This window comes from Kitasatospora sp. NPDC058444, assembly GCF_042721415.1.
Taxonomy (GTDB): Bacteria; Actinomycetota; Actinomycetes; order Streptomycetales; family Streptomycetaceae; genus Kitasatospora.
Genome location: NZ_JBHXLL010000030.1, coordinates 70,020 through 96,022 on the forward strand (window position 1 = coordinate 70,020; position 26,003 = coordinate 96,022).

Annotated in this window: 33 protein-coding genes and 1 pseudogene; 28 read left to right on the top strand and 6 right to left on the bottom strand. The window is 72.2% G+C overall.

Features of this window, described 5'->3' with window-relative positions:
- The first annotated feature begins 9 nt into the window (after positions 1-9).
- The 20 genes from ACFWP2_RS27305 to ACFWP2_RS27400 all read left to right on the top strand — a co-directional run bounded on the left by ACFWP2_RS27305 (position 10) and on the right by ACFWP2_RS27400 (position 15,675).
- Positions 10-2,241 carry a phage minor capsid protein gene (locus ACFWP2_RS27305; protein WP_380456125.1) on the top strand — a complete coding sequence of 744 codons (2,232 nt, stop codon included), beginning with the start codon at positions 10-12 and terminating at the stop codon, positions 2,239-2,241.
- Between the two features lie 32 nt (positions 2,242-2,273).
- A complete protein-coding gene (locus ACFWP2_RS27310) occupies positions 2,274-2,426 on the top strand; it encodes an Rmf/CrpP fold protein (protein WP_380456222.1) in 153 nt (50 codons plus the stop codon).
- Between the two features lie 22 nt (positions 2,427-2,448).
- Positions 2,449-2,667, top strand: coding sequence for a hypothetical protein (locus ACFWP2_RS27315; protein ID WP_238950582.1), 219 nt, complete (start codon positions 2,449-2,451; stop codon positions 2,665-2,667).
- A gap of 77 nt (positions 2,668-2,744) precedes the next feature.
- Entirely contained in the window at positions 2,745-3,371 is a 627-nt protein-coding gene (locus tag ACFWP2_RS27320) for a hypothetical protein (RefSeq protein WP_380456128.1), read from the top strand.
- Positions 3,372-3,383: 12 nt separating this feature from the next.
- On the top strand, positions 3,384-4,394 hold the full coding sequence (locus ACFWP2_RS27325) for a major capsid protein (protein ID WP_380456130.1): 1,011 nt from the start codon (positions 3,384-3,386) through the stop codon (positions 4,392-4,394).
- Positions 4,394-4,654: a hypothetical protein gene (locus tag ACFWP2_RS27330; protein ID WP_380456132.1), complete on the top strand. Its 261-nt coding sequence runs from the start codon at positions 4,394-4,396 to the stop codon at positions 4,652-4,654. Before ACFWP2_RS27325 ends, ACFWP2_RS27330 begins: the two co-directional genes overlap by 1 nt.
- A 15-nt stretch (positions 4,655-4,669) precedes the next feature.
- On the top strand, positions 4,670-5,062 hold the full coding sequence (locus ACFWP2_RS27335; protein WP_380456134.1) for a hypothetical protein: 393 nt from the start codon (positions 4,670-4,672) through the stop codon (positions 5,060-5,062).
- Entirely contained in the window at positions 5,056-5,376 is a 321-nt protein-coding gene (locus ACFWP2_RS27340; protein ID WP_380456136.1) for a hypothetical protein, read from the top strand. The genes ACFWP2_RS27335 and ACFWP2_RS27340 overlap by 7 nt, the downstream gene beginning before the upstream one ends.
- The gene (locus ACFWP2_RS27345) at positions 5,373-5,729 is read left to right on the top strand and encodes a hypothetical protein (protein WP_380456138.1); all 357 of its coding nucleotides are present in this window, start codon (positions 5,373-5,375) and stop codon (positions 5,727-5,729) included. Before ACFWP2_RS27340 ends, ACFWP2_RS27345 begins: the two co-directional genes overlap by 4 nt.
- A complete protein-coding gene (locus tag ACFWP2_RS27350; RefSeq protein ID WP_380456140.1) occupies positions 5,722-6,141 on the top strand; it encodes a minor capsid protein in 420 nt (139 codons plus the stop codon). Before ACFWP2_RS27345 ends, ACFWP2_RS27350 begins: the two co-directional genes overlap by 8 nt.
- A gap of 11 nt (positions 6,142-6,152) precedes the next feature.
- Positions 6,153-6,647, top strand: a complete 495-nt coding sequence (locus tag ACFWP2_RS27355) for a phage tail tube protein (RefSeq protein ID WP_380456142.1) — start codon at positions 6,153-6,155, stop codon at positions 6,645-6,647.
- On the top strand, positions 6,644-7,120 hold the full coding sequence (locus tag ACFWP2_RS27360) for a hypothetical protein (protein WP_380456144.1): 477 nt from the start codon (positions 6,644-6,646) through the stop codon (positions 7,118-7,120). The genes ACFWP2_RS27355 and ACFWP2_RS27360 overlap by 4 nt, the downstream gene beginning before the upstream one ends.
- 295 nt (positions 7,121-7,415) lie before the next feature.
- Positions 7,416-9,857, top strand: coding sequence for a phage tail tape measure protein (locus ACFWP2_RS27365; RefSeq protein ID WP_380456147.1), 2,442 nt, complete (start codon positions 7,416-7,418; stop codon positions 9,855-9,857).
- 4 nt (positions 9,858-9,861) lie between these two features.
- Positions 9,862-10,809: a hypothetical protein gene (locus ACFWP2_RS27370; protein WP_380456149.1), complete on the top strand. Its 948-nt coding sequence runs from the start codon at positions 9,862-9,864 to the stop codon at positions 10,807-10,809.
- 13 nt (positions 10,810-10,822) lie between these two features.
- Positions 10,823-11,965 carry a hypothetical protein gene (locus ACFWP2_RS27375; protein ID WP_380456151.1) on the top strand — a complete coding sequence of 381 codons (1,143 nt, stop codon included), beginning with the start codon at positions 10,823-10,825 and terminating at the stop codon, positions 11,963-11,965.
- Positions 11,966-11,991: 26 nt separating this feature from the next.
- Positions 11,992-13,116 (top strand): hypothetical protein, encoded by a 1,125-nt coding sequence (locus ACFWP2_RS27380; protein ID WP_380456153.1) that lies wholly within the window; start codon positions 11,992-11,994, stop codon positions 13,114-13,116.
- Positions 13,117-13,848, top strand: a complete 732-nt coding sequence (locus ACFWP2_RS27385) for a hypothetical protein (RefSeq protein WP_380456156.1) — start codon at positions 13,117-13,119, stop codon at positions 13,846-13,848.
- 109 nt (positions 13,849-13,957) lie between these two features.
- Complete coding sequence (locus ACFWP2_RS27390; RefSeq protein WP_380456158.1) at positions 13,958-15,067, top strand: peptidoglycan-binding protein; 1,110 nt, start codon at positions 13,958-13,960, stop codon at positions 15,065-15,067.
- Between the two features lie 54 nt (positions 15,068-15,121).
- A complete protein-coding gene (locus tag ACFWP2_RS27395) occupies positions 15,122-15,349 on the top strand; it encodes a hypothetical protein (RefSeq protein WP_380456160.1) in 228 nt (75 codons plus the stop codon).
- Positions 15,346-15,675 carry a hypothetical protein gene (locus ACFWP2_RS27400; RefSeq protein ID WP_380456163.1) on the top strand — a complete coding sequence of 110 codons (330 nt, stop codon included), beginning with the start codon at positions 15,346-15,348 and terminating at the stop codon, positions 15,673-15,675. The genes ACFWP2_RS27395 and ACFWP2_RS27400 overlap by 4 nt, the downstream gene beginning before the upstream one ends.
- A 64-nt stretch (positions 15,676-15,739) precedes the next feature.
- Here ACFWP2_RS27400 and ACFWP2_RS27405 read toward each other — a convergent pair whose 3' ends face one another.
- Together ACFWP2_RS27405 and ACFWP2_RS27410 are read right to left on the bottom strand one after the other, a co-directional pair.
- Positions 15,740-15,949, bottom strand: coding sequence for a DUF397 domain-containing protein (locus ACFWP2_RS27405; RefSeq protein WP_380456165.1), 210 nt, complete (start codon positions 15,947-15,949; stop codon positions 15,740-15,742).
- Positions 15,909-16,787 carry a helix-turn-helix domain-containing protein gene (locus ACFWP2_RS27410; RefSeq protein WP_380456167.1) on the bottom strand — a complete coding sequence of 293 codons (879 nt, stop codon included), beginning with the start codon at positions 16,785-16,787 and terminating at the stop codon, positions 15,909-15,911. Before ACFWP2_RS27410 ends, ACFWP2_RS27405 begins: the two co-directional genes overlap by 41 nt.
- Before the next feature lie 123 nt (positions 16,788-16,910).
- On the opposite strand from ACFWP2_RS27410, the gene ACFWP2_RS27415 reads away from it, so the two are divergent.
- The 6 genes from ACFWP2_RS27415 (at position 16,911) to ACFWP2_RS27440 (ending at position 20,956) form a co-directional block, all read left to right on the top strand.
- A complete protein-coding gene (locus ACFWP2_RS27415; protein ID WP_380456169.1) occupies positions 16,911-17,273 on the top strand; it encodes a hypothetical protein in 363 nt (120 codons plus the stop codon).
- Positions 17,274-18,133: 860 nt separating this feature from the next.
- A complete protein-coding gene (locus ACFWP2_RS27420) occupies positions 18,134-18,640 on the top strand; it encodes a DUF6082 family protein (RefSeq protein WP_380456171.1) in 507 nt (168 codons plus the stop codon).
- Between the two features lie 29 nt (positions 18,641-18,669).
- A complete protein-coding gene (locus ACFWP2_RS27425) occupies positions 18,670-19,170 on the top strand; it encodes an NUDIX domain-containing protein (protein WP_380456173.1) in 501 nt (166 codons plus the stop codon).
- A 271-nt stretch (positions 19,171-19,441) separates the two neighbouring features.
- Positions 19,442-19,687 (top strand): DUF397 domain-containing protein, encoded by a 246-nt coding sequence (locus tag ACFWP2_RS27430; RefSeq protein WP_380456175.1) that lies wholly within the window; start codon positions 19,442-19,444, stop codon positions 19,685-19,687.
- A gap of 79 nt (positions 19,688-19,766) precedes the next feature.
- Positions 19,767-20,615, top strand: a complete 849-nt coding sequence (locus tag ACFWP2_RS27435; RefSeq protein WP_380456177.1) for a JmjC domain-containing protein — start codon at positions 19,767-19,769, stop codon at positions 20,613-20,615.
- Between the two features lie 14 nt (positions 20,616-20,629).
- Complete coding sequence (locus ACFWP2_RS27440; protein ID WP_380456179.1) at positions 20,630-20,956, top strand: hypothetical protein; 327 nt, start codon at positions 20,630-20,632, stop codon at positions 20,954-20,956.
- A gap of 54 nt (positions 20,957-21,010) precedes the next feature.
- On the opposite strand, the gene ACFWP2_RS27445 is transcribed toward ACFWP2_RS27440, so the two are convergent.
- Positions 21,011-21,253, bottom strand: a complete 243-nt coding sequence (locus ACFWP2_RS27445; RefSeq protein WP_380456182.1) for a GntR family transcriptional regulator — start codon at positions 21,251-21,253, stop codon at positions 21,011-21,013.
- A 157-nt stretch (positions 21,254-21,410) separates the two neighbouring features.
- Between ACFWP2_RS27445 and ACFWP2_RS27450 the strand changes: the two genes are divergently transcribed.
- A complete protein-coding gene (locus ACFWP2_RS27450) occupies positions 21,411-21,842 on the top strand; it encodes a hypothetical protein (RefSeq protein WP_380456184.1) in 432 nt (143 codons plus the stop codon).
- 352 nt (positions 21,843-22,194) lie between these two features.
- Here ACFWP2_RS27450 and ACFWP2_RS27455 read toward each other — a convergent pair.
- The 3 genes and pseudogenes from ACFWP2_RS27455 to ACFWP2_RS27465 all read right to left on the bottom strand — a co-directional run.
- Positions 22,195-22,434 (bottom strand): annotated as a pseudogene (locus ACFWP2_RS27455) (fatty acid--CoA ligase); the annotation flags it as partial.
- Positions 22,435-22,652: 218 nt separating this feature from the next.
- Complete coding sequence (locus ACFWP2_RS27460; protein WP_380456186.1) at positions 22,653-23,840, bottom strand: hypothetical protein; 1,188 nt, start codon at positions 23,838-23,840, stop codon at positions 22,653-22,655.
- 46 nt (positions 23,841-23,886) lie between these two features.
- Positions 23,887-24,759, bottom strand: coding sequence for a glycoside hydrolase domain-containing protein (locus tag ACFWP2_RS27465; RefSeq protein WP_380456188.1), 873 nt, complete (start codon positions 24,757-24,759; stop codon positions 23,887-23,889).
- Positions 24,760-24,911: 152 nt separating this feature from the next.
- Between ACFWP2_RS27465 and ACFWP2_RS27470 the strand changes: the two genes are divergently transcribed.
- Positions 24,912-25,979 carry a DMT family transporter gene (locus ACFWP2_RS27470; RefSeq protein ID WP_380456190.1) on the top strand — a complete coding sequence of 356 codons (1,068 nt, stop codon included), beginning with the start codon at positions 24,912-24,914 and terminating at the stop codon, positions 25,977-25,979.
- Positions 25,980-26,003: the final 24 nt, after the last annotated feature.

Genomic DNA, 26,003 nt, shown 5'->3' on the forward strand with positions numbered 1-26,003 from the left:
GATCGCGCCATGCCGGTCTCCCCCTGGATGGCCGAGGATCTCGCGGACCGTGTGCGGGCCCTGTACGAAGACGCCGAGCAGCGCCTGCTCGGCATCGTCGCCCGGCAGATCGCCGACGGCCTCGAAGCCCCCGGCTGGGCCGTCACCAAACTCGCCGACGTGCAGCCCCTGCGCCGCGCCGCGCAGGGCGTCGTCGACGCGCTCGGCACCGCCATAACCACCGAGGTGCACGACGTCGTCGCCGAGGCTTGGAACAGGGGCGCCCGGTCGGGCCTGGCCGAACTCGGCGCCCTGGCCGACGTCGACGCCGCGCGCATCGCGGAGTCGACCCCGGCCGGCCGCGCGGTCGACCGGCTTGCCATGGAGACGATCGAGCTCGTTACCGCCACCCATCGCGGCATTCTGCGCGGCGTCGAGGACGGATATCGGCAGGTCGTCTCCGAGGTGGCCGCTACGCCGTTGCTCGGCATCGACACCCGCCGCCAGGCAACCCAGCGGGCTATGGAACGCTTCGCCGACCGCGGCCTACGAAGCTTCGTCGACAAGTCCGGCCGGCCCTGGCAGATGACCAGCTACACCGAGATGGCCGTCCGGACGGCCGTGGGCCGGGCCGCCGTCGAGGGGCAGGCCGACCGGCTGCGCGCCGCCGGCGTCGACCTGGTCAAGGTCTCGACCGCGCCGCGCGAGTGCCCGCTCTGCCGTCCCTGGGAGGGCAGAGTGCTCTCGCTCGACGGCCCGGACGGGCCGCGCGAGATCGAGGTCGAGCACGCCGTCGACGACGGCCGCACCGTCCGCGTGCGGGTGGCCGGCAGCGTCGAGCAGGCCCGCCGCGCAGGGCTCCAACACCCCAACTGTCGCCACTCGTTGAGCGCCTACACCCCGGGCGTCACCACCGCGGAGCCGCCGGAGCCGTCCGACGGCACCGGGTACGAGGCAGGCCAGCGGCAGCGCGCGATTGAACGGCAGATCCGCAAGCACAAGCGCCGGGCCGCGGCGGCCGCGACGCCCGAGGCCCGGCAGGTTGCCGAGCAGCGCGTGCGTGACTGGCAGCAGCGGATGCGCGAACACCTCACCGCCCACCCCGACTTGAAGCGGCTCCGCTACCGCGAGGCACCGGGGGCGGGGAACCTTCCCGACCCGCGCCGGCCGCTCAACCCGGATGCGGTCGAGGCCGCCCGGGTGCGCGCCGGCGACCACGTCAGCCCGCGCGAGATGAGCGACGAGCAGCTCGGCGCCGCCCTGCGGCACGGCAGCCTCGACGAGCGCGACCGCGCCCGCATCGAGGCCGAAGCGAACCGCCGCGACGAGCAGGCCCTGCTCGACCGCGTGCGGCCCGGCGGCCGGATGGCCGAGCACCTGGTCGAGTTCAGCGACGACGAGCTCGCCCGCGCGCTGCCGCTACTCAGCGACGCCGACGTGCTGCGGGTGGCGGCCGAGCTGGACCGGCGCGATCTTGACGCCGCCCTGCCCGGAGCCCGCCGCGACTTGATCGCGCTGTCCGAGCGGCAGCTCGCCGAGCGTGCCCGGCACGCTACCGGCGACGAGCTCGCCGCCCTGGCCGCCGAGGCTGACCGGCGGGCCCTGCTCGCCGAGTTGTTCCCAGGCGGCCGGCTGCTGGCGGACCTCTCGCAGGTCGCCGACGACCGCCTCGGGTGGGCGCTGCGCTACGTCGACCCCGCCGGGGCCGAGCGCATCGCCGCCGAGCTCGACCGCCGCTACCCCGCCACCCCGCCGCCGGCCGCCGCCGGACACGGTGTCGAGGCGCAGCTCGCCGACCGGGCCGCCCTCGACGATGCGCTGCGCCCGGGCTCCCGGGTGGACGACTGGTCGTGGGTCGACCAGGCGCCCGACGAACACCCGTGGGACCGCCTTCCGGCGGCCGAGCGGTGGCTCGCCGAACGGGAGTGGGCCGAGACCGGACGAAGGGGCGCGTTCACGGCCAAGCAGGTCCGGCAGATGTACGACGAGTACGTCTATGCGCAGTGGCTCGACGCCGAGGAGTGGTGCCGGGGCGTGTTGTTGACCAAGCGGGCCGAACTCGACGGCGTCGACCCCCTGAGCCTGTTCTCTGGGCCGGCGCACGTCGCCTACGCCCGGGCGTCCGAGGAACTGCGCCGCTACTGGTCCGAAGTGGCGCCCAGAATCACCCTCGCCGAGTACACCGAGCAGCTCACCGGCGTACGGTCCGCCGCCGCCGACACCGCCCGCAAGACCAGTTCGGACGTCTCCAACAAGTTCTAGGGGGTGACGAGTTGGGGTTCCGCGCCGACGTCGTGCGCGCCGCCGCCGCCGGCCGCGATGCGGCCCGCTCCGGACGACCGATCACCGTCTGTCCCCACCCGCATGAGTCCCTGCTGCGCGCGGCGTGGGTGCGCGGCTACGCCGCCGCGCGCCCGATCAGCCGCCCCCTGTCCGATCCTGCATGACCTCATCCCGAAGGGAACCGACGTGAACCTCGCCAACCGTCACTCCGGCACCGTCCACCTGGGCCGGCAGTTCCGGTTCGACCACCTGCCCGAGCACCTGCAGGCCGTCAGCCGACCGTGTCACGAGCTCGCTGCCGACATGATCGCCACGCTTCCCGACGGGCCCGAGCTGACCGCGGGTCTGCGTCTGCTGCTGCAGGCCAAGGACTCGTTCGTTCGGGCCGCCGTCGACGCCGCGTAGGCCACCACACCACATCCAGCAGGGCCCGCACCCGTCCCGGGAGCGGGCCCTTTCCCATGTCCGGAGGGACCCACCCCATGACCACCGCACCCGCCGGCGCCCCCGACACCGGCACGCCGAACAGCGACCCGACCGCCCCGCCCGCTGCCCCGGTCCCCACCGACCCGCCGGCCGCACCGCCCGCAGCACCGCCCGCCCCGGCTGGCCCGACCGCTGAGCAGCTCGCCGACGCCCAGCGCCAGGCGACCGAAGCCGCCGAGCAGCGCGACACGCTGCAGGCCGCCCTCGACGCGATCAACAAGGCCATCAACCCCGACTCCGGCGGCACTGACTCCGACCCGGCACAGCTCGCCGCCGCCGTCGCGGACCGCGACCGGCAGCTCGCCGAGCTCGGCGCCCAGCTCCGCACCGCGCACGTCGAGCTCGCCGCCCACCAGGCCGCCGAGGCAGCCGGCGCCCGCCCCGACCGCCTGCTCAACTCCCGCAGCTTCGCGGCCGCGGTCGCCGACCTCGACCCCACCGACCCGAAGTTCGGCGAGCAGCTCACCACCGCCATCACGGCGGCGGTCGAGGCCGACCCCGAGCTCTACCGCGCCGCCGGCGCCCCTCCGGCCCGCTCCGGCGGCGAGTTCCGCGGCGCCCCCACCACCCGTACCGAACCCGCGTCGCTGCTCGAAGCGATCTCGGCGCGGCTCGCCAAGTAAGGAGGCCGCCCCGTGGCTATCACCCTGGCTGACGCCAAGCTCAACACACAGGACGCCGTCGACCTGCAGGTTATCGACGAGTTCGCCAAGTCGAGTTGGCTGCTCGACAACATGCTCTGGGACACCGCCGTCAACCCCGCCGGCGGCGGCGCGACCCTCAGCTACGGCTACACCCGGCTCGTCGCCGAGCGCGGCGCCGCCTTCCGCCCGCTGAACACCGAGTACGCCAAGGGCCAGGCCAAGCGCCAGCGGTTCAGCGTCGACCTGTCCCCGCTCGGCGGCGCGTTCGAGATCGACCGCACGATCGCCGAGCTCGGCCCGGCCGCATCTGCTGAGGTCAACTTTCAGATGCTGCAGACCATCAAGGCGGCGAACGCGTTCTTCTCCGAACAGGTGATCACCGGGAAGCGGGTCAACACCCCGGGCGCCGAGCAGGGGTTCGACGGCCTCGACCGCGCGCTCGCCGGCTCCGTGACCGAGATGGGCGCCGGCGCCTCCCTGGACTGGACCGGCACCACCCTGGGCGCCGACACGGCCAAGGTGCACGCCGCGCTCGACATCCTCGACGAGTTCCTCGGGCTGCTCGACGGCGTTCCGTCCGCGCTGCTCGGCAACAAGAAGACCATCGCGCGCGTGCGCTCGCTCGCCCGCCGGGCCGGCTACTACAGCCGCACTGAGAACTCGTTCGGGCAGACCGTCGAGGCGTACAACGGGATTCCGTTCGTCGACCTGGGCGCGGTCGCCGGCAGCAACAACCCCGTCATCCCGATCGAGTCGCGCGACGTCGACGGCGCCGGCCCCGGCGGACAGATCACCGGCCTTACCGACATCTACGCCATCCGGCTCGGGATCGACGGATTCCACGGCGTGACGACCACGTCCGGCCGGCTCGTCCGGCAGTGGCTGCCCGACTTCGACCGGGCCGGCGCGGTCAAGGTCGGCGAGGTGGAGCTCGGGCCGGTGGCCACCGTGCTCAAGGCGACCCGGGCGGCCGCTGTACTGCGGAACGTGAAGGTGCAGTGATGCCGTACGCGATCACGTCCCCCGACGGGGACCACGACGAGACGATCGCCGGCGTCCACTTCACCGCCGGCCGGGCGACGGCCGACGAGCTATCGCCCGGTGCGCTGCTGTACTTCCGCCGCCACGGCTACGACGTCGAGCAGCTCGACGACGCCGACGAGCAGGGCCCGACCGGCAACGACCCGTCGGCCCCGCCCACCACCACGAAGGGGCGCAGCCGCGCCAAGGAAGAGACGACGCCGCCCGCGCCGTCCCGGTGATCGGGGGTGGGCATCGTGGCACTCACCTACGCCACCCCCGCACAGCTCGCCGCATGGCTGGGCGCTCCCGCGCCGGCGGACGCCGAGCGGCTGCTCGCCCGCGCGTCCGCCGATGTCGACGCCGCACTGCTCACCGCCTGCTACCCGGTCGACTCCGCCGGCGCCCCCACACGCCCCGAGCACGTCGCCGCGCTGGCCGATGCCGCGTGCGCGCAAGTCGAGTACCAACTCGCCGCGGGAGAGGACGGGACCGGCGCGGCCGCGCGCTGGTCGAGCGTGAGCGCCGGTGTGATCAGCCTCTCGGCGAGCAGCTCGGCACCGGCCGGCGCGCTCGATCTGGCGCCCCGGGCACTGCGGGCTCTGCAGCAGGCCGGGCTCACCGGTCACGGGGTGGGCGCCCCATGGTGACCCGCGTCCCCCGGTGGCTGCTGCGCCACCGCATCGTGATCGAGCCGTACGTCGGAGAGTCCGCGTACGGGCCCGTCTACGGCCCGCCCCACGACGTGCCGGCCCTGGTGTCCGAGGCGGCGCGGCTCGTGCGCGCCCCGGACGGCCGGCAGGTCGTCAGCTCGGCGCAGGTCGTGCTCGACCTCGATACCGACGTGCCGGCCGGCTCCCGGATCACCCTGCCGACCGGCCGCGCAACGGTCCCGATCACCGTCTCGACCGTCGACGCGCCGGGCCTGCCGGTGCCCGCGCACAAGGAGGTGACCTGCGAATGAGTCGCCCCCGTGCCCGGATCGAGTGGACCGGTGACGCTGTCCTGCGGGCCGAGCGCGCCGGCGCCGCGCGCGGCCTGCTCGCCGCCGCCGAGCATGTGCTGCAGAAGTCGCGTGAGGTGGTGCCGATCGAAGAGGGCACGCTCGCGCGCTCCGGCGTCGCCAGCGTCGACGAGCAGCAGCTCGTCGCCGGAGTGTCCTACGACACCCCCTACGCCAGCCGGGTTCACGAGGACCTCAACGCCCGCCACGACGCCGGCCGGACGGCGAAGTACCTCGAACGCCCGGCCGCCGAAGAAGCCGCAGCGGTCGAACAGATCATCGCGGCCGCGGTCCGGCGGGCGCTGCGTGGCTGACGTCCTCGACTCCCTCGCCCGCTACCTGCAGGCCGCCGGCCTGCTCACCTACGACCCCACCGGCGTCAAGGGCGACTGCTTCATCGAGCTCATGCCACCCGCGCCCGACCGCGCGGTGCAGCTCTCCCTCTACGGCGCCGGGGTCCCCGACCCGCTCAACGGATGGGACGAGCGAAGCCTGCAGGTGCGCGTACGGGGCACCGCCGATCCCCGGGTGTCCCGCGCCCGCGCCGAAGCGATCCTCTCCGCGCTGCACGGGCTCGCCGGCATCGAACTGCCCGACGGGCTCTGGCTCGTGCTGTGCATCGCGCAGCAGACCCCCGCCCCGCTCGGCGTCGACGCCGCGGGCCGGCACGAGCACGTCGTGAACTTCCGCCTCGACGTCGAGGCGCTCAACCCCCGACCTACTTAGGAGGTGACCCCATGGCGACTCCCGGAACCCCCCGCCCGATCGACGCCCGCGGCTGGCTCTTCGAGGTGCAGGACCTGACGGCCAGCACCGAGACATGGCTGCGCGTGGGCCTGCTGACGTCCTTCTCTCACTCGCCGGGCGAGAACGAGGAAACCGAGGACATCACCACGTTCGACGACGACGGCCACTACTCGCAGGACATCATGCAGCGCGGCGCGTCCATCTCCCTGGAGTCCAAGTTCGCCGCCGACAAGAGCGGCGCGCGCGACGCCGGGCAGGCGTACGTCGACGAGAAGTGGGTGCCCCGTCTCGGCGCCGAGTCGCACAACCCGGTGCGCTGGCGCCACCGCACCCAAACCGCATGGGTGGTCTGGGACGCCACAGTCAGCCCGGGCGAGCAGGGCGGCGGAACCACCGAGAAGACCAGTTGGAGCGCGACGATCACCCGGTGTGGCAAGCCGTCGACCACCGCGGTTACCCCGCCGCCGGCCGGGGGTGGCTCGTGACCGACGACGAGCTCGACCTCGACCACCAGGACCAGCCCGGCGGGGGGTTCGCGGACTTCGATGCGTTCTTCGCCGAGCAGGCCGCTACCGGGCCTGCAGAAACGTTTCAGCTCTACGGCCGGACCTACCGGCTCCCCGATGCCCTGCCGCTGATGTTCACGCTGCAGATGGAGCGGCTGCAGGCGTCCGACGACCCGGACGACGTGCGCGCGATGCTGCGGACCCTGGTGGGCGAGGATGCCCTCGACCACTGGGCAGCGGCCGGCATGACCGACAAGCAGCTCGGCATCGTGCTCATCTACGCGGCCGCGACCGTGCGCCGGCCCGGCAGCATCACCCTGCAGCGCGCCGCCGAGCTCTACGACCAGCAGAACGCGACCGCGGGAAAAGCCCCGACGCCGCCGGCCCCGAACCGGGCGACCCGCCGGGCGAAGACAGGGCGGCGGCGGGCGGGCTCTGGTCGGCGGTCCTGACGCACTGGGCCGCCGTCGAGGCAGACCTCACCCGCACCTACCACCTCACCGCCGAGCAGATCGTCGCCCTGTCCGAGCGACGGTTCGTGGTCCTGCTCGGCGGGCTCGGCGAAGACTCCCGGTTCCGGGAGCTGTGGGCACGCACCCCCCGCACCGTCTCGACGGCGGCGGAGATCGCCGCGATCACGGGCCTACCCGCCGAGGGCTGAGCGTGGGCTGCAACTGATCGAACACGACGACCTTCCGGCAGCGGATCATCCGCAGTTGGTTGCGCTCGGCGAGGGGGTGAGCCGAGTTGGCGCTCACCGTCGGCGAGCTGCTCGCCACCATCACCGTCGACGACGCCCCGGCCGAGGCTGGGCTGCGCCGCACCGAGCAGGGCATCCGCCGTACCGCGCAGGTCATCGAGGACGAAGCCAGCCGCGCCGGCCAGGCCGCCGGGCGCGAGCTCGGCGAGCAGCTCGCCGAGGAGTCCGAGCGCGGCGCCGAGCGCGCCGGCTCCGGCATCACCAACGCGCTCGGGGCCGTCAAGGGCGCCTTGATCGGCGGCGCGATCGGCGCCGCCCTGATGGCCGGGCTGTCCGAGGCCGTCGAGCAGGACAAGGGAACTGACCTCCTTGCGGCTCGGCTCGGCGCCACCCCGGAGCAGTCCGAGCGGCTCGGCAAGGCGGCCGGGAAGCTGTTCACCGGCGGATACACCGAGTCCGTCGAGGCCGCCAACGAAGCTCTCCAACACCTGTGGCAGCAAGGGCTCGTGCCGGCCGACGCGACGGCCGAGCAGCTGCAGCAAGTCGGCGGCCGCGCGCAGCAGGTCGCCGACATTCTCGGCGAGGAAGTCGGCCCCGTCGCCAAATCCGTTGGGCAAATGCTCAAAACGGGAATGGCCAAGGATGCCAACGAAGCTTTCGACATTCTCGTAAGGGGAACTCAGCTCGGCGCAAATAAAGCCGAAGACCTGCTAGACACTTTCAACGAATACCCGACTCAGTTTCGGGATCTGGGCATTGATGGAAAACAGGCCATGGGCCTTATCCATCAGGGCCTGGAAGCGGGCGCGCGTGATGCCGATGTCGTCGCGGACGCTTTCAAAGAACTAAATATTCGGGTCAAGGATGGCAGCGCTGCCGATGGACTCAAGTCCATTGGCTTGAACGCGGACAAGATGGCCGCCGCTTTCAACAAGGGCGGGCCGGAGGCGAATGCCGCGCTTGATCAGATCATGGATCGGCTGCGGCAGGTCAAGGACCCGTCCGAACGGTCCAAGCTCGCTTTCTCGCTTCTGGGAACTCAGGCCGAGGACCTTTCGAAGGCGCTTTTCTCGCTCGACCCGTCGAGCGCGGTTGCAGGGCTCGGGGCCGTCGACGGCGCGGCCGCCAAGGCGGGCGACACCATGCGGGACAACGCGTCCACCCGGTGGACGCAGTTCACGCGCGGTCTGCAGCAGGGCGCCGTCGAGGTGCTCGGGTCCAAGGTGGTGCCGGCCCTCATGGCGGCCGCCGACTGGGTCGGCACGCTCGGCCAGAAGTACGAGGCCGGCAAGCGGTTCGTGAGCGAGCACAGTCTCGCGTTCAGCATCGCAGCCGGCATCGTGACGGCAGTCCTGCTGCCGACGCTCATCGCGCTTGCGGTGCAGGCCACCGTCACCACCGCTACGACGGTGGCCGGTTGGGCGGCTCAGGGCGCGGCCGCGGTGCGCACCGGCGCAACCTATCTCCTCACCAACGCGGAGATGATCGCGGGTTGGGCGGCGCAGGGCGTCGCGGCCGTTGCGGCCGGCGTCCGGGTGGTCGGGGCATGGGTGCTCATGGGCACACAGAGCCTGCTGCAGGCCGCCCGCATGGCGGCCGCGTGGGTTCTCGCGCTCGGCCCCGTCGGGTGGATCATCGCCGCCGTAGTCGGCCTGGTCGCCCTGGTGATCAGCAATTGGGATGCCGTCAGCAGCGCGACGGCCGCCGCGTGGAATTGGATCGTCGGCTTTGTGAAGTCGGCGGCCGGCTGGCTCGTCGATGTGTTCCTGAATTGGACTTTGATCGGGCTCCTGATCAAGCATTGGGATTCCATCAAGTCGGGCGCCGTCACGGGCTGGAATGCAACCGTGGATTTCGTCCGCGGCATTCCCGGGCGCATCGTCGAGTTCTTCCTGAACTGGACTCTCGTCGGGCTGCTAATACGGCACTGGGATTCGATCCGCTCGGGCGTGGCCGAGAAGGCGTCCGGACTCGTCTCGGACGTCAAGGCGCTGCCCGGCCGCATCGCCGAAGGGCTCGGTAATCTCGGCTCGCTGCTGGTCGACAAGGGGCGCGACATCGTGCGCGGCCTGTGGTCCGGCATTCAGTCCATGGGCGGCTGGCTCAAGGACACCTTGATGGGCTGGGCCAAGAATCTCATTCCGGGCCCGATCGCGAAGGCGTTGGGTATCCACTCGCCGTCGCGCGTGATGGCCCAACGGGTTGGCCGCTGGATTCCCGCCGGCATCGTCTCGGGGATCGAGGGCGCGCAGCCCGAACTCGCCGCCGCTATGCGGGACTTGGTCGAGGTACCGGACACCCCCGCCCTCGCGGCGGCCGCGCGCACGCCGCACCCCGCGGTGGCCGCGCAGCTTCCGACCACCGCCTACAGCACGGCCGGCGCCGGGCCGTCCGGCCCGCTGCTGCACATCGAGCAGTTCAACGCCGGTGGCCAGTCGCCCGAGCAGCTCGCGGCCGCGCTCGGGTGGGAGCTCAAGGTGAGGGGGTGATCCGATGGGCGCGGGCGACCGCGTGCTCGCCCCGGGGCACATCCAGTTCGGCGAGTTCCTGCTCGGCCCCGGCACCCCCTACCGGTGGCGGAAGCTGAGCGGCTGGTCCGACTCCCCCGCGTGGGACTCGGGCACCACCAACCGCCCGGCCGGCCACGGCGCCTACCCGGGTGCCCTCTGGGCGCAGCCGCGCACGATCACGGTCGACGACATCGTGATCCGGGCGCCGGCCGCCCGGATCGGCGCCGTCGTCGGCGCGTTCGAAGCGGGCGCAGCGTCGATCGACGACGAGCTGCCGCTCGTCGTGTGCGTCGACGAGCGCGGCCCGCTGCTGGTGTGGGCGCGGTGCCTGCGGTGGTCGGTGCCCACCGGCCGGGGGTACCGGGTCGGCACCATCACCGGCTGCTCGTTGCAGTTCGAGGCGACCGATCCCCGCCGCTACGGCCTCACCGAGCGGCACGCCGATACCGGCCTGCCGATCGACGAGCAGGGCCTCGACTGGCACCTCGACGCGGCCGCCGAGCGCGGCCTCGACTGGCACCTCGCCACCCCGCCCGGCGGCGTCCCGCCGTCCGAGGACGGGATCACCTTCGGGTCCGGCGGGTCCACCGGCATCATCACCACCACCAACGCCGGTCGGGCCCCCGCGCCCGCGGTGCTGGTGTTCACCGGGCCCGTGGAGCTGCCTTCGCTCGTCGACCTGCGCACCGGCCGGCGGTGGGAGTACGACATCACGCTCGGCCCGGGCGAGCAGCTCGTCGTCGACGGCGCGGCCGGCACGGTCACCCTGTCCGGCTCGTCCCGCATCCACACCGTGACCGACCGCTCGGCCCCCGAGCAGTTCCTCGTCGTCCCCCCAGGCGTCTGCGACTTCGCGTTCGCCGGCGCCCTCGACACCGTCCCGCACTCCGCCGCCCGCGCCGAACTGCGTTGGCGTGACGCCCACTGGTAAGGAGGCACACCGCATGCCCGTGCGCGCCGCGTGGCTCCCGCCCACCGGGCAGACCCGCACCGACACCCGACTCGCCCCCGTCGGCACCATGACCCCGTCCGGGGCGACGACCACCGCCCCCGGGGTGATCCCCGGCGGCACCCCTCTCTCGCTCACCCCTGCCGCCCCGATGCAGGCGCAGCTCGGCGCCGGCCGGGCCGTCCTGCAGGGCACCTCCCTGCAGGGTGCCTACCCGGTGACGCTCACCCTGCCCGAGACGCTCACCTTCGCCCCGGGCCATACGCAGTGGGACCGGGTCGACGTCGTGCTGCTGCACGTCTACGACGGGCTCTACGACCAGAGCGGCAAGGCGCTGGCCGTGGTCGAGGTCCTGCAGGGCACCCCGGCCGCCGATCCCGCGCCGGCGCCGCTTCCCGCGTGCTCGCTGCCGTTGTGGGCGGTGCGGGTGCCGGTGGCTGCGTCCGCCGGTACCGGCGGCATCCCTTGGGCCACGGCCGTTACCGACCTGCGCGTCTACACCGTGGCCGCTGGCGGCGTCCGGCCCGACGCGAGCAGCGACCCGGGCGCCTACGTCGGGCAGCTGCGCGACACCGGCACGCGGGTCGAGCGGTGGTCCGGCGCCGGATGGGTGCCTTACCCGTCCGCGCTCGGCGGCATCGTGCCCAACACCGGTCCTGCTATGGGCAGTTACGTCGGACAGTGGCGCGACGGACCCAACGGGCTGGACCGCTGGGACGGTACGCAGTGGGCGCCGCTTGGCCGTTGGGTGCCGTACACCCCGTTCTGGTCGGGCCTGGACGTTCACGGCGAGGTGACGGCCGGCGGCCGGTACTGCCGGATCGGCCGGCACGTCGACGTCGTCGCGTGGCTCAAGTGGGGCCCTGGCAGCTCGCTCGGGTTCGGGAACATCCGGGTGTCGCTCCCGGTGGCGTCCGCGGACGTCGGGGCGCCGCACGGGTGGCAGGGCACCGGCCGCCACATCGACGCAGAAACGTACTGGCGCGAGCTGATCCCTGTGTTGGACGCCGGCGACGGCGGGGCCCAGGTGCTCGCGGCCGCGTCCGACGGGCAGTGGATGAACCCCGGACAGCTCGGCTACCGGTGGAACCGCGACGGCGCGTCCATGCGCGTGCAGTTCAGCTACGAGACCGCCTAGGGCCGCCGGCCCCGGGCCCCCCGGGGGTGGTCGAGCTGCCGCCTCTCGCCACCCTCTACACCCCGTACCGCGTGCTGATCTGCGACCTTCGCAGCGATCAGCTTCTCGACGTCCTGCCGCTCTGGGGTGTCTCGTTCGACGAGTTCCTCGGGAAGACCGGGTCGCTCCGGGCGACGGTGCACCTGGTCACGGCCGAGCTCGCCGCCCGCGCCCGCGCCGCGCTCATCCCTGGCCGCACCGGGCTGTGGGTCGAGCGCGCCGGCGCGATCTGGTGGGGCGGCATCCTGTGGACCACCAGCCTTGCCAGCGACGAGCACGGCGCGCTCTCGCTCGCCCTGCAGGCCGCCACTTGGGATTCGTACCTCAGTCACAGAATCCTGTTCGACTCCCACCAGGCGACCGCCGTCGATCAGTTCGACATCGTGCGCAACCTCATCTCCTACACAGCGGCGCAGCCCGGGGGCGACATCGGGATCGAGGCCGGCACCGAGCTGTCGGGGGTACGCCGCGACCGGACCTACAGCCGGTACGACCAGCCGTTCATCCGCGACCTGGTCGAGCAGCTCTCACGCGTCGAGCGGGGGTTCGAGTGGCGGATCGCCTCGACCCGCGACCCCGACACCGGTCGGCGGATCAAGCGGCTGCAGCTCGGCCACCCGGTGATCCGGGCCGGCGCCGCCGAGGTGGTGCTCACCCGGCCCGGCCCGATCCTCTCGTACACGTGGCCCGTCGACGCCACCGGCAAGGCGAACACGTGGCAGGCCCGCGGCGCCAGCGTGAACCGCAACCAGACGGCCGACTCGCATCCGCTGCTGTCCCCGCTCGTCACCAGTTCGGCGGACATCGCGGCGGGATGGCCGCGGCTCGACGGTTCCGCGGATTACAGCACGGTCGAGCAGCAGGAGACGCTCGACGCGCACGCCCGCGCGGACGCCGCCGCCCACCTCGCCCCGCAGACCGTGCCTTCGATCACCGTGCGCCTTGACGGCCAGATCAGCCCCGCCCTGCTCGGCGCGACCGCGCGCGTCAAGATCACCGATTTGTGGTGGCCCGAGGGCATGACCGCCCGCCACCGGATCATCGGCATCTCTGTGACGCCACCGGAGCGCGGCCGGCCCGAGTCCGCCCAACTTCTCTTGGAGGCAACCTAGTTGGCTGCGATCCCGCAGGATCTCCTCGACCGCATCCGCACCCTCGAACGCCAGGTGCGCGAGCTCTCCGGCCGGGCACAGACCCGGCCCGCGCTTGACCGCATCCAGCACGGCCCCGTCGTGATCGGCGAGGGCGGCACGCTCACCGTGCAGGACGCCGACGGGACCCCCATGGTCTACATCGGCGACCTCGACATGCCGCGCCCGAACGGCGATCCGCAGTACGGCGTGCTGATCAGCAGGGAAGACGGGTCCCTCGCGCTCGCGATGTTCTCCGGCGGCACCGTTCCGCAGGGCCTCGACATCTACGACAGCCGCGGGAACACCATCTTCACCGAGGACCGGGTAAACGGCGGGCTCGCCGTTCCCTACCTGCACACCCCGTTCTACCCCGATGGGGACCTCGACACGTACGCGCGCACGCAGGCCGACAGCCCCTACTCGCTGTGGACCGCCCCGCACGTCCGCTACCACCCCATGCTCACCGTGGCCGCCTACGCCGCGGCTGACGTCGGCACCACCGGCGCCGTGCAGGTCTTCATCGACGGCCAACCCTGGGGCGAGCAGCACAACCTCAACTCCGGCGACTGGATCTACGTCACCGACGGCCCGAAGCTCTGCCCCGGCAAGTACGGCGACATCAGCCGAGTTGAAATCCGGGCATGGCGCACCGGCGGCGCCGGCTACGTCTACACCTGCGCCGCCGGCGCCATCGGCACACAGACCCGCTAGCACCCCAACTCGACTTCTCCCCAACACCGTTCGCCCCGCGGCCCGCCGGCCCCGGGGCTTTCCCATGTCTGGAGACACCCCTATGTCGTGGTACCCCGGCGCAGAGCGCATGGAGCTGCAGCCCGAGAGCGACGCGCAGCCGGCCATCGTCCCCACGCAGCTCATCGTGCACAGCATCGCGGCCGAGTGGACGCCGCGGCGCATCTATGAGTATTGGCACGACAGCACGAATTTGGAGTCGACGTTCGGGCTCGGCTACGACGGTGAACTCGCGCAGTTCATCGGCACTGAGACGCGCGCCGACGCATCCGCCGCGGCCAACCGCCGGCCGGACGGCACCGGCGCCGTGAGCATCGAGACCGAGTCCAACAGCGAGCACACCGACCCGTGGACGCCCGAGCAGGTCGAGCAGCTCGTCGCCCTGGGCGTCTGGCTCCACCACCAGCACGACATCCCCCTGCGCATCTGCCGCACCCCGGACGACCCCGGCTACGGCTACCACCGGCTGTTCCGGTCGTGGTCGACCACCGGCACGGCCTGCCCCGGCGACGCCCGCGTCGCGCAGTTCCACAGCATCGTGTTCCCCGCGATCGTCGCCCGTGCCAACGGCGCCCCGGAGCCGGGACCGGACCCCTCGCCGGCCCCCGACCCGCAGCCGACCGGCCCCGCCCGCTACCGCGTCACCATCGGCGGGCAGGAGTACGGCTACGGCGCCCACGGACCGCAGGTCCGGCAGGTGGGCGAGGCTCTCGTCGCAGCCGGCTACGGCCAGCACTACACCGTCGGTCCGGACGAGGATTGGCGCGACGCCGACACCGAGAACTACGCCGCGTGGCAGCGCTCCCTCGGGTACAGCGGCAGCGCTGCCGACGGCGTCCCGGGCGAGGAATCCCTGCGCCGCCTGTTCGCCGGCGCGCTGCCGGGCGAGCAGGCCGTCGTCGACCTCGACCAGGTGATCGCCGCCGCCCGCCGCGACCCTGGACTCCCGCAGGGCGGGACCACCTACCCCGACGCCGTCCGGCCGGTCGAGGCCGCGCTCGCCGCCGAGGGCCTGCTCGACGGCCGGTGGACCGGCGACGGCTCGTTCGGCTCGCGCACCGTCTCGGCCTACGCCGCGTGGCAGCGCTCCCTCGGATACCGCGGTACCGCGGCCGACGGCATCCCCGGCCGCGCCTCCCTCGAACAGCTCGGCGCCCGGCACGGCTTCACCGTCCGCTAACTGACCCGCCCGGGGCCGGCCGGCCCCGGGCGCCCACCAACAGGAGGCACCCCCTTGACCGACGCCACCCGACGCACCATCCGCACCGGCCTGCAGGCCCTGCTCGGCCTGCTCGCCGCGCTCCCCCTGCTCGTCTCCACCGCCGGCATCCCGCAGACCCTGCCCGGCATCGCCGTCGCGCTCACCGTGGCCGGCGCGATCACGCGCGTGATGGCGCTCGACGTAGTCGAGCAGCTGCTGCCCGCGTGGCTGCGCACCCCGAAGGACGGCACCACCGAGTGAGCGACCCCACCGGCGCCGGCCGCCTCGACGACATCCTGCTGTGGGCCGGCGCGGTGATCACCCTCTCCGCCGCGCTCGGCCTGCTCTGGCGAGCCACCCGAGGCGCGCGCCGCCTCGCGCAACGCGTCGAGGACGTCGTCGACGACTGGACCGGCGTACCCGACCGCCCCGGCGTCCCCGGCCGACCCGGCGTCATGACCCGGCTCGACAAGATCGAGCACCGGATCGCCGCGGTCGAGCACGAGCTGCACCCCAACTCCGGCAGCTCGCTCCGCGACGCCGTCGACCGCGTCGACCAGCGCACCGCCCACCTCGACCCCCCGTAAACAGCACAGCGCCCCCGGTACCGGCATGATGCCGGTACCGGGGGCGCCTTTGTCGTTGGAGAGGTCAGATGGTGCCGAAGTCTCCGGCGCGGACGGCAGTGACGAAGGATTGCCAAGCGGCAGCAGGGAACACCAGGGCAGGGCCCTCGGGGTCCTTTGAGTCGCGCACAGGGACGGCCCCGGGGAGGCTGTCCGAGACCTCGATGCAGTTGCCACCGCTCCCGTTGCTGTAACTACTCTTCCGCCACCGAGCGGCCGCCTTGTCGGACTGCATCGTTGAACTCCTTCAATACCGCTTCGATCATCGCGCAGGAGTCTCTCGGAGATGCCGCCTGCGCCCTCAGCAGATCGTAGAACGCACGCCGGACCTTCACCTCGTCCGGGTCATCGAAGAGGTAGCCCTCCCGGGATGACTCCTCATAGGCGATGACCTCGCCGTCAGGTTGAGTGAGCAGCGAGAGCGACCCGCCCATCTCGGAGTGTTCCCCCGACGAATACGGCAGAACCTGCACGGTGACATGCGCCAACCGGCTGACGTCAAGCAGTCGTTGCAGTTGAGCCGCCATCACCTGTGGGCCACCGATCGGACGACGGATCGCCCCCTCGTCGAGGATGAACCAGTACCGCGCCTCTGGTTGTGCCCGGTTTAGCCGGTCCTGCCGACGCATTCGGGTGTCGAGCCAATCGCCGATCTCTTCGTCTGCGGCGAACGGTTGACCAGCGCGCAGCACGCGCGATGCAACCTCGAAGGTCTGCAGGAGGCCCGGGATGGTGACCGTGTACTCCTCATGCAGAACCGCCACCTCGGCGAGCTCCATGAACTGTCGCCACCTGTCGGGGAACTGCTCCCGGGCCGCAAGGGGGTACAGCCGACCAAAGTGCCCATCGGTCAAGAACGCCTTGTCGAGCAGCTCGGACAAGTTCGGCGGCGGCTTGGAGATCCCACCCTCGATCCGGGACAGGTAGCCCTTAGAGAACTTGACGATGCTCGCGAGGCTGTCAAGCGACATGTTGCCGTTCATCTCGCGATAGCGCCGGATCTCAGAGCCGTAGAAGTGCCGGGGCGAGAGCTCCGGGGTGAGTTCCCTCGGCTGGAAGGCCACTGCGTCCACCTCCGCATGTTTCGAGTCCGGCTGGAAACACGCCGCACCTAGTCAGCGTACCGCCGCCGCGTCACGCTGGAGGCACAGTCGGTGAAGGAAACCGGAGCGCCAAAACAAGGCGGATACAGAGATATGACGCGCAATCAGATCATCCTCTCGGGCGAGATCGACGGGGCGAAACGTGCCCTCGACACTCCGCTCGGAGACGCCCCCGCGGTGGCCGCGGTGGTGCTCTCCCCCCTGTTCACCGTCAGGGTCGACGAGAGCGCACAGATCACCCCGCCCGAGTACGTGCTCGTTTGCGTCGCCGAGGACGAAAAGGGCGTGCGGTGCGGGGCCACATCCCACGTCATGGGACGGGTCGAAGCGTTCAACGCGTGGGTGACGGAGCACGTGGCTGCCACCAGCCCGGACCACATGTCGTACCGGCTGCAGGCGGACTTGCCTATGGAGGCGATGCCGGTGATGGTCTCGCCCTCGGCGAAGTCGCCGTGACGTCCCTGGTGTCCGCCGTGACCGTAGCGGCGGGTGACCGTCCGCTGCCGGCTCAACACGGTGACGGGGCCGACTGGGCGCCGGGGGTCTGCTGGCTGTACTGCAGGCAGGCCGCGCCCGTGGTGTGGATCGGCTGCGTGACCGCCCCGGGCGGAGTGACCGCGCCCATGACCGCGTGCGCCAGCTGTCTGGCCGAGCTCACCGATCGGGCCTGGCAGTACGCCGGACAGCGGGATACCCCTGTCCGCACCGGGGCCCGGCATGCCCGACCCCGACCGCGCCGCCCCTTCTGGCGCCTGCCCACGCTCGACCGAGAGAGGTACCCGTGACGATGAAGTCCCTGCTCCGCCGGCCGGGTTCTGCGGCGAGCCTCACTCGCAACGCCCCCGGATACGCCGCCAACCTCGCCCGGCTGACCTCGCCGGACGGCTGACCCTTAGACCCGCCCACGTAGGTCACGCTCAGATCCGGGATCTACGTGGGCTACCCGGTACGGCGGTTTGAGCATGGCCGCTGTACCGGCGCGCGCAAACGGGGAAGTCGTGCCCCCCAGATGCGCGCAACTGTGCCCCCTGTCCTGTCCCGCAGTCACAGGACAGGGGGCACGGCCCACGACTCCCGGCGGCGGATGCGCAGAGGTGCCGCAGACCACGCCGGGCGCGCTCCGGGGAAACGAGCCCCGTCGAGCGCTACGCCGCCCCTCTGCCCTGTGCGGGTGCTCTCAGGGCAGAGGGATCGGCCCAAGACTCCCGCCCCGGCCATGCCGGCCGTCCACCATTGCTGAGCCGAGCCGGGGCGGGTTCCACCGCTGAATCCGACCGACTGAGGAGAACCATGGACACGACCGCGAACCAGGACGGATGCATGTGCGGTTGCGGTGCGCCCAGCAACGCGCAGTGCTACCGCTGGGTTCGATAGTGCGGACCGCACACGCCGTACTGCTCAGCGTCGGAGCGTTGGCGGGAATCGGCGTCGCCCGCCTGGTGGTCGGCCACCAGGATCTACACCGTCAACTCGTCCTCGAAGCAGCGAACATGCATCAGCGGCTGATGCAGGACGGCGTGAACCACCCCGAGCGGTATGCCGAGCACCCGACCCTCGGACTGCTTCCCGAACAGGAACGCTCCGCCGCCCTGCACATGAACCGGCTGATCGCACTGCTGTGCGCGAAGTACCAGGCCCGGGTCATGACGGACGACGAACTGCTCGACAACTTGGCAGCTCTGACACATGACCCCTCGGCACGCGCCTACTGGCAGCGGGCGGGCGCCCGCTGGACCAGCGAGACGGCCGTAAGCGCCCCGCGCGTCCGCCAGTTCGGCATGTTCCTCGCGAACACCTTCGATCGCGCGGCAGTCAGGCCGTGACCACCCACACCATCATCCAAGGGGAACCTATGGCACACAGCGACAACCCGCACGACCAGGAACCGCGGCGCCGTCTGGGCTGCGTGACGGTGCTCGACCGGGGGGACACCGGTGCCGTCCTCTTCGTGAAGACGACCTACCGCGACGAGCTCATCCTGCCGGGCGGCGCCGCCCACGCCGGCGAGTCGATCACCCTGGCCGCCGCGCGGGAACTGCGCGAGGAGACCGGCCTGCGCATGGAGCCGACGCACTTCCTGGCGCTCGACCAGGTGCCGGAGAACGAGCAGACCGGCGCGAACGAGGGGCTCAACGTCGTGATCGACGGCGGGACGTTGAGCGCCAAGGAAGCCGACGCGCTGTCCATCCCCGCCAAGGCCCTCAAGGAGATCGAAGCTCTGGTTTGGGTGCGCCCGCGCGACTTCGACGAGCTCGCCCCGTACCAGGCCCGGCGCGTCCGGCAGGCCCTCGACGCCCGCGCGTCCGACCGCCGGCTGCCGCTGTTGTTCTTCGGCGAGCCCGTCGCCTCCTAGCCCACAGACCCCCGTCCCGGTGCTGGACCGGGACGGGTCGCGCCACCGCCCGAAGGCTGTTCCGGGTCGGTGTCCTGGCGCGAAACGGTCCCGCCCGTACGCGCACACCCCCGCAGCGGACGGGCGGGACCTCCCCGACAACCTTCCAGCCCGAGGCCGTCGTGCCTCCCCAGACTCCCGCCCTCCCGGGCGGGCCCTGCGCCGGCAGCAGGACACCACCAACACCCGGCCGCGCAACAACGCCCGGCCACAACACGAAGGGAACAACATCATGACCGCTGTGCCCGTCCCGCACTACAACCCCGAGTCCATGCCCGGCCTCAACTGGGTGAAGTCCAGCCGCAGCAACCGGGACAACCTCGACGACTCCATCGGCCTCGCCGTGACCCCCGACGGTGGGATCGCCATCGGTATCACCACCGACCCGGAGCAGGTGCCGCTGATCGGCACCAGGAACAAGCTGCGCGCGTTCGTCGAGGGCGCCAAGGCCGGCGAGTTCGACGACCTCATCGCCTGATCAATCCGTAGTAACGTCGGCTCCCCGCGGCGGCGCGCAGCCGCGGGGAGCCACCCCGATTGCGCGCTGGAGAACTCGAATGTCCGCACTGCGTCGACTGGTTGGCGATCCGGACCAGTTCCTCACCCGGTGGCCCGACCGCCCCACCGTCTACACGGTGAACCGCGACCAGCTCGCCGAGCTGTTCGACCGCAGCGCCGCCCGACGCATCGTCACCGACCCGACCATGCGCCCGTTCGACCTCGGCATGGTTCGAGACGGCGCGCCCACCCCGACACAGCCGGACGCCGACCACCCCACCGACACGTTGGTGCTCAACGGCCTCCACCTCACGTGGCCGCCGCTCCAAAACGCCGCCCGCCAACTCGGTTCGCAACTCGGCCACCCGATCACCGCGAACGTGTACCTCACCCCGCCGGCCTCGACCGGCTACGACTTTCACTGGGACACCCATCACGTCTTCCTCGCCCAAGTCGAGGGGACGAAGGTGTGGAAGCTACATCCCCCGGTGTTCGTCGACCCGCTCGAACAGCACCGATGGACCGCCGTTGGATTCACCCCCGAGGAACTCGACCGGGTCAAACGCGACTCCGAGACGATCGCTCTCACGGCCGGCCAGACCCTGTTTATCCCGCGCGGCTGGGTCCACGCTGGCAGCACCACCGAGGACGAACACTCCCTGCACATCACCCTCGGAGTGCAACTGCTCACCCTGCACTGGGTAGTGCAGCAACTCGTCGGCCAGGCCGCCAACGACCTCGACGTGAGGGCGGCGCTCCCGCCGACGCTCGGCGCGTACCCGATCGAGAGCGTTATCGAGAACGCCCGGACGGCGCTCCGCAGCTACCTCGACGCACTCGACCTCGACAAGGTCGGCCCGGCCATCCAGAACGGCCGGGAACTTGCCGTACTGCGGGCGTACCGCTGACCGGGCCATCGTCGGTGACCCGCGGCCGTCACCGACGCACGTGCAACCGTTGCGGCGCGGAAGCACCCCGCTTCTACGACCACGAGAGCCGACAGAACTGGTGCGCCGACTGCCTCGCCAAAACCCTGCTCGTCGGCCGGTGCTACTGGTGCAAGCGTGCCGAACCGACGATCCGGGACCTCGACACCGGATACGCATGGTGTACCGGCTGCGCCACCGACACCGTTCTCAAGGGTGACCCGATCGATCATTACGAGGAACTCACTCCCGAAGGCGCCGAGTACACGCGACTGCTGCTCTCCAAGGGGCAGCGCCGTACCAACCCCGGCGATGAAGACTGACGGCACCACCGAGTCGGCCGGAATCGGCCCCGCAAGCTGACAGGCGGGCGGGGCCTACTTCTCCTCGCCGAGCGCACCCGTGATGAAGCTTCCCATGCCGTGCTCGGTGCGAACGACGCCGAGCCGGCGCAGTTCCGCCATCGCCTTGCCCATGGTCACCCGAGTGACCCCGAACTCGATCTCAAGATCGGTTGCCGTGATCCGCTGGCCCGGCACGTAGAGACCGCGCGCAACCCGGTCGCGCACCTCTGCAACGATCTGCGGCCACTTCGGGCGGCTGGCATCGAACTGAAACACAGGAGGACCGTACACGCGGGGAGTCGAACATACCGTGACGAACCATGTAGATGTCTGTAGACACCTATAGCGAACCCCTGTACTTTCAGGCACAAGAAAGCCCCGAGGCCGCGCGAACGGCCCCAGGGCAGAGTCAACAGCTATTGGGAGCTGCGACGTGCGACACCTTACCGCCCTGCTCGAATTCCTCAGGACGATTCTCGCCACCGGCACCGGCCGCCGCGGACGACCGTCCCCCCTCGCCCCGATCCGCCTCGGAATCCTCTCCCTGCTCACTCGCGCCATCGAGACACAGCGCGAAGCCGCTTCCGAGGCGCAGCACCAGCCCGCACGCGAACCGATCCGACCGAAGATCACCGGACAGTACTGCGCCCCGTGGGCGCAGCGAGCGAACCCGTGGGCTCAGCAAGAGGTTCTGTATCAGGGGCCGACCGTTCGGCCGTTCATCGACCGTGACGGGTGGCGGGCCGAGCTCGACGAGATCGAGCGCCAGTACTTGCGTCAAGAAGCACTGCTAGCGGCCGCCGAGGGCCGGCCGGACACCGGTTACAGCTACCCGGGTGCACACGCCCTCGGGGCGGTGGCGTAATGGCCCCGGCGACCACCACAAGGCCGAAGTGCGGCGCCCTGCGTCGCCCCCTGACTTCCCCCTGCATGCTCGACCCGTTCCACCGGAACAACCACGCGAACGCCCTCGGCGAGGACTGGCCCCGCATCGGCCCGATCTACTGCACCCGGTGCAAGCGGGAAGCCACCAGCCCAGCTCTTGTAGGCCACCAGGAAGCCGCGAGCGGCCCCGGGTACTCCATCTGGGCATGCTCGCCGAGCTGCCCCGAGTAGGGCCTCGCAAGCGGCCCCCCGCCCGGAACCCGGGTGGGGGGCCGCTTGCTGTTCCGCTGCCGTGGCCAGTGCCGCACCGATCACGTTCCCACAGGTCAGGCTGCGAGTGTTTCAGAGACGTTGTTCCACATCAGGGTGGCGACCCGGTCGTCCCCGGTCACCCCCAGCTCGTCGCGCAGCGCGCACGCGAGCTGCGCCGCCCGCGCGCCGACCTCGGCGTAGCTGCGGACGACCGGCCCGGTGCCGTCCCAGGTGGTCACGGTCGAGCGGCCGTGGATCGTGGACCCGTGCTCCAGGATTCGGGCGACGGTGAGCGGTACGTCCTGCATCGTGCTGAACACGGGTCCTCCTCGACCTGAGGGCACTGGGGGCTGCTCCTGCGGCACCTACCGGGCGGTAATGCGCGCGGACGTGCCCGATTGTGCCGCCCCCACCCCCCGCTGTCAGCATCCCGACCCCGTTGCACGGATCACGGATGCGTCCCGGTTCCGCCCTCCGGCCCCGCGAGGGCGGGGAGTCGTCGGCAGCCCATCGGCCGCCGGGGCCCGGTGGCCGGCGGTCAGGGGAGGTCGGGGCGGGTGAGGCGGAGGGAGTTGGCGGGGTCGGGGGCGTAGGCGGGGTCGAGGGTCCAGCCGTGTTCGGTGGCGAGGCGAAGGGCCTGCTGGGCGCCGGCACCGCGGTAGGTGGCGCGGTTGAGCCGGATGCGGTGCACCGGGGTGGTGCCGGGGGTGCGGGCGGCGGCGGCGCGGAGGCGGGTGGCGTCGCGTTCGAGGATGCGGCGGATGTGGCGGTCCCAGGCGGCGGGGCTGTCGGTGAACTCGGCGCGGAAGGCGCGCGGGCCGACGGTCCAGCGGGCGCCCCAGCGGTCCCAGTGGTCGGGCTCGGGGCGGCTCACCCAGCAGGTGAGCAGGCCGTACACCGGGACGTAGAGGATCTGGAGCAGGAAGACGAACGGCAGCAGCGGCGCGAAGCGGACCGGCTGCGGGCCCCACGGGGTGCCCGGGGCGGCGGGCGGGTCCTGCGGGGAGGGGGCGTTCAGGGCGGCCGGGGCGGGGAAGTGGCGGGCGAGCCGGACGTGTCCGGCGTCCGTCCCGGCCGCCACGCCGTGCCAGCCGTGCCGCTCCGCGAGCCGGACCACCCCGGCCGCGCCGAGCCCGCGGTAGAGCCGCAGCGGGAGGCGGATCTGCACCACCCGGCCGAGGTCGGCCTGCACCTCGCCGTCGCCGGCCGCGTGGGCCGCCTCGGCGGCGGCGATCCGGCGCGCCAGGATCGGGGCGACGTAGCGCTCCCAGTGCTCCGGCCGGCCGGACAGCTCGGCCCGCAGCCGGCGCGGCGGGACGAAGCTGCGGTTGACCTTCAGCCAGCCGTCGGAGCTGGGGCCGCTCCCGTTGTAGTCCGCGAAGATCAGGACGACGAAGAGCAGCACCAGGCCGAGGACCCAGAGCGGGGCGTAGATCCACTGGAGGAGGAACTGGAGCAGCACGGCCGCCCGGTTGCGGCGCGGCGCCGGGCCCGGGAAGCCGCCGGGGCGGGCGGCGGCGTACAGCGGTCGGGGAGCAGGGGGCTGGGGCTGGGGCTGGGCCGGGTACGGCTGCGGCTGCGGCGGTGGCGCCGGCTGCGCGTACGGGTTCTGTTCGTACGGGTTCTGCCCGTACGGCGCCTGCCCGTACGGCGCCTGTCCGTACGGGACCTGCGGCGGCGGCGCGCCGTACCCGCCGGTGCCGCCGTACCCCTGACCGTTCGCCATGCCGTTCCCCCCGTGCTGGATCGAGGGGCCACCCTACCGGCAGGTCTCAGTGGGCGGTCGGGCCGTCCACGTGGTTGCGGTCGACGGTGAGGGTGGCGCCGCCGAAGGTCTCCTCGATGTTCCCGTGGTACTGGTGGACGCGCTGGTGGAGGCTCCAGAGGTCGGGGGCGAGGCCGCCGGAGCCGTCGGTGTCGGCCTGGTCGTCCCAGCGGGCGTACCAGAGCGCGTCGGGCATCGGGGAGCTGCCGGCCCGGGCGGCGGCGGCGAGGTCGGCGATGCCGGAGTCGAGGCTGGAGTAGAAGCCCGAGCGGTAGCCGGCGGCGTGCAGGCCGGCGGTCCAGCCGAGGGTGAAGTCGACCACGGCCTGGCCGCAGACCGGGTCGCGCGGCGGGTAGGCCTCGATGTCCAGGTAGACCGGGCTGCCCTCGGCGAGCCCGAGCGCGCGCAGGGCCCGGGCGGCCTCGTCCGCCTCCGCCCGGCCCTGTTCGGCGGCCTTCGCCGGGTCGATCCGCTGGGGCTTGTGGCCCGGGTCGGCGCACGGCGCCTGCAGTCCGACGTGCACCGGCAGGAACCGCCAGCCCAGCGCCCGCGCCTGGCGCACCCATTCGGCGGTGAGCCGGGGCTGCTCGCAGCCGCGCTGGGAGCCGCTGGTGTAGATGCCGACCGCCCCGTACGGGGAGGCCTCGCGCCACGCCTTCAGGGTGCCGAGCGACGGCGCGGTGCAGGCGTCGAAGGCGGGGCCGCTCCAGGTGTCGTGGTCCCGGGGCGGGCCGGCCCGGTCGGGCAGCTTGACGGGCCGGATGCGCGGGGCGGCGACGGCGGCCGGGACGGCGGCTTCGGCGTTCACGCCCGTCCCGTCGGTGGCCGACAGGAGCGCGAGGGCGGCGGCGAGGACGGCGGCGGGGCGGAGATAGCGCACCCCGCCTTGATACTGACGGACCGTCGGAGGCCTGCGGCAACCACGCCGCAGCGCCCGCGCGAGTCCACCCTTTCGGCCGTACCCGTCCGCATCCGTCCCGTTTTTTGTAACGAGCTTGCCCGTTCATCACTCCTTACGGCAAACTCACGAACATGCCCACCTCCCATACCAGCGAAACCCCCGCCGCCTCGTCCTCGGCCGCCGCCGTCGCCGAGGCCCTTGCCATGCCGCCCGCCCCCAAGGGCGAGCCTGCCGGCGAGCGGGGAAGCTGGCGACGAGGTGGGGCGTCCGGCCCCGCGGCGCCACCCGAGGTCCACCCCGGCCGATCGACCGGCCGGTTCGGCAAGATCCTGCGGCGCCCGGAGCGGATCCCGGCGCCGCTTCTCTGTCTGACCGCGATGTTCCTGGTGCAGACCGGCATCGCCCTGTCCAAGCCGCTGTTCGGCCCGCTCGGCGTCAGCGGCACGACCTTCCTGCGGCTCGGCTTCGCCGCCGTCATCCTGCTCGCCGTCACCCGGCCGCAGCTGCGCGACAAGCGCCCGCGCGACCTCGCCGCGGCCGCGCTGCTCGGCATGGCCTCGGCCGGGATGACCTTCCTGTTCGCCGGGGCGATCGACCGGCTGCCGATGGGCACCGCCGCCACCATCGAGTTCCTCGGCCCGCTCACGGTCGCCCTGGTCTTCGCCCGGCGCGCCAGCCACCTGCTCTGGGCGCTGCTCGCGGCCGCGGGCGTGGTGCTGCTGACCCTGCTCGGCGAGGGGGACGGCGGCGGGTCGCTCGACCCGGTCGGCCTGCTGTACGCCTTCGGGGCGGCCGCCTGCTACGCCCTGTACATCCTGTTCACCGACAAGGTCGGCGCGACCTTCCAGGGCTTCCAGGGCCTCGCGGTGTCGATGACGGTCGGCGCGCTGACGCTGGCGCCGTTCGGGCTCGGCCCGGCCTGGGACGGGCTGACCGCGCCCGGCGCCTCGCCGCTGGCGCTGCTCGCCGCGGTGGCCGGGGTGTCGCTGCTGCTGCCGGTGATCCCGTACGCGCTGGAGATGACCGCGCTGCGACGCATGCCGCAGCGGGTGTTCAGCGTGCTGGTCAGCCTGGAGCCGGCGGTCAGCGCGCTGGTCGGGCTGGTGGTGCTGGGCCAGCTGCTGGGCGTGCCGCAGCTGGCCGGGATCGGCTGCGTGGTCGCGGCCAGCGTGGGCGCCACGCTGACCGGGCGGCGATAGCCGCGCGGGGCCGGGGCGGGTGCG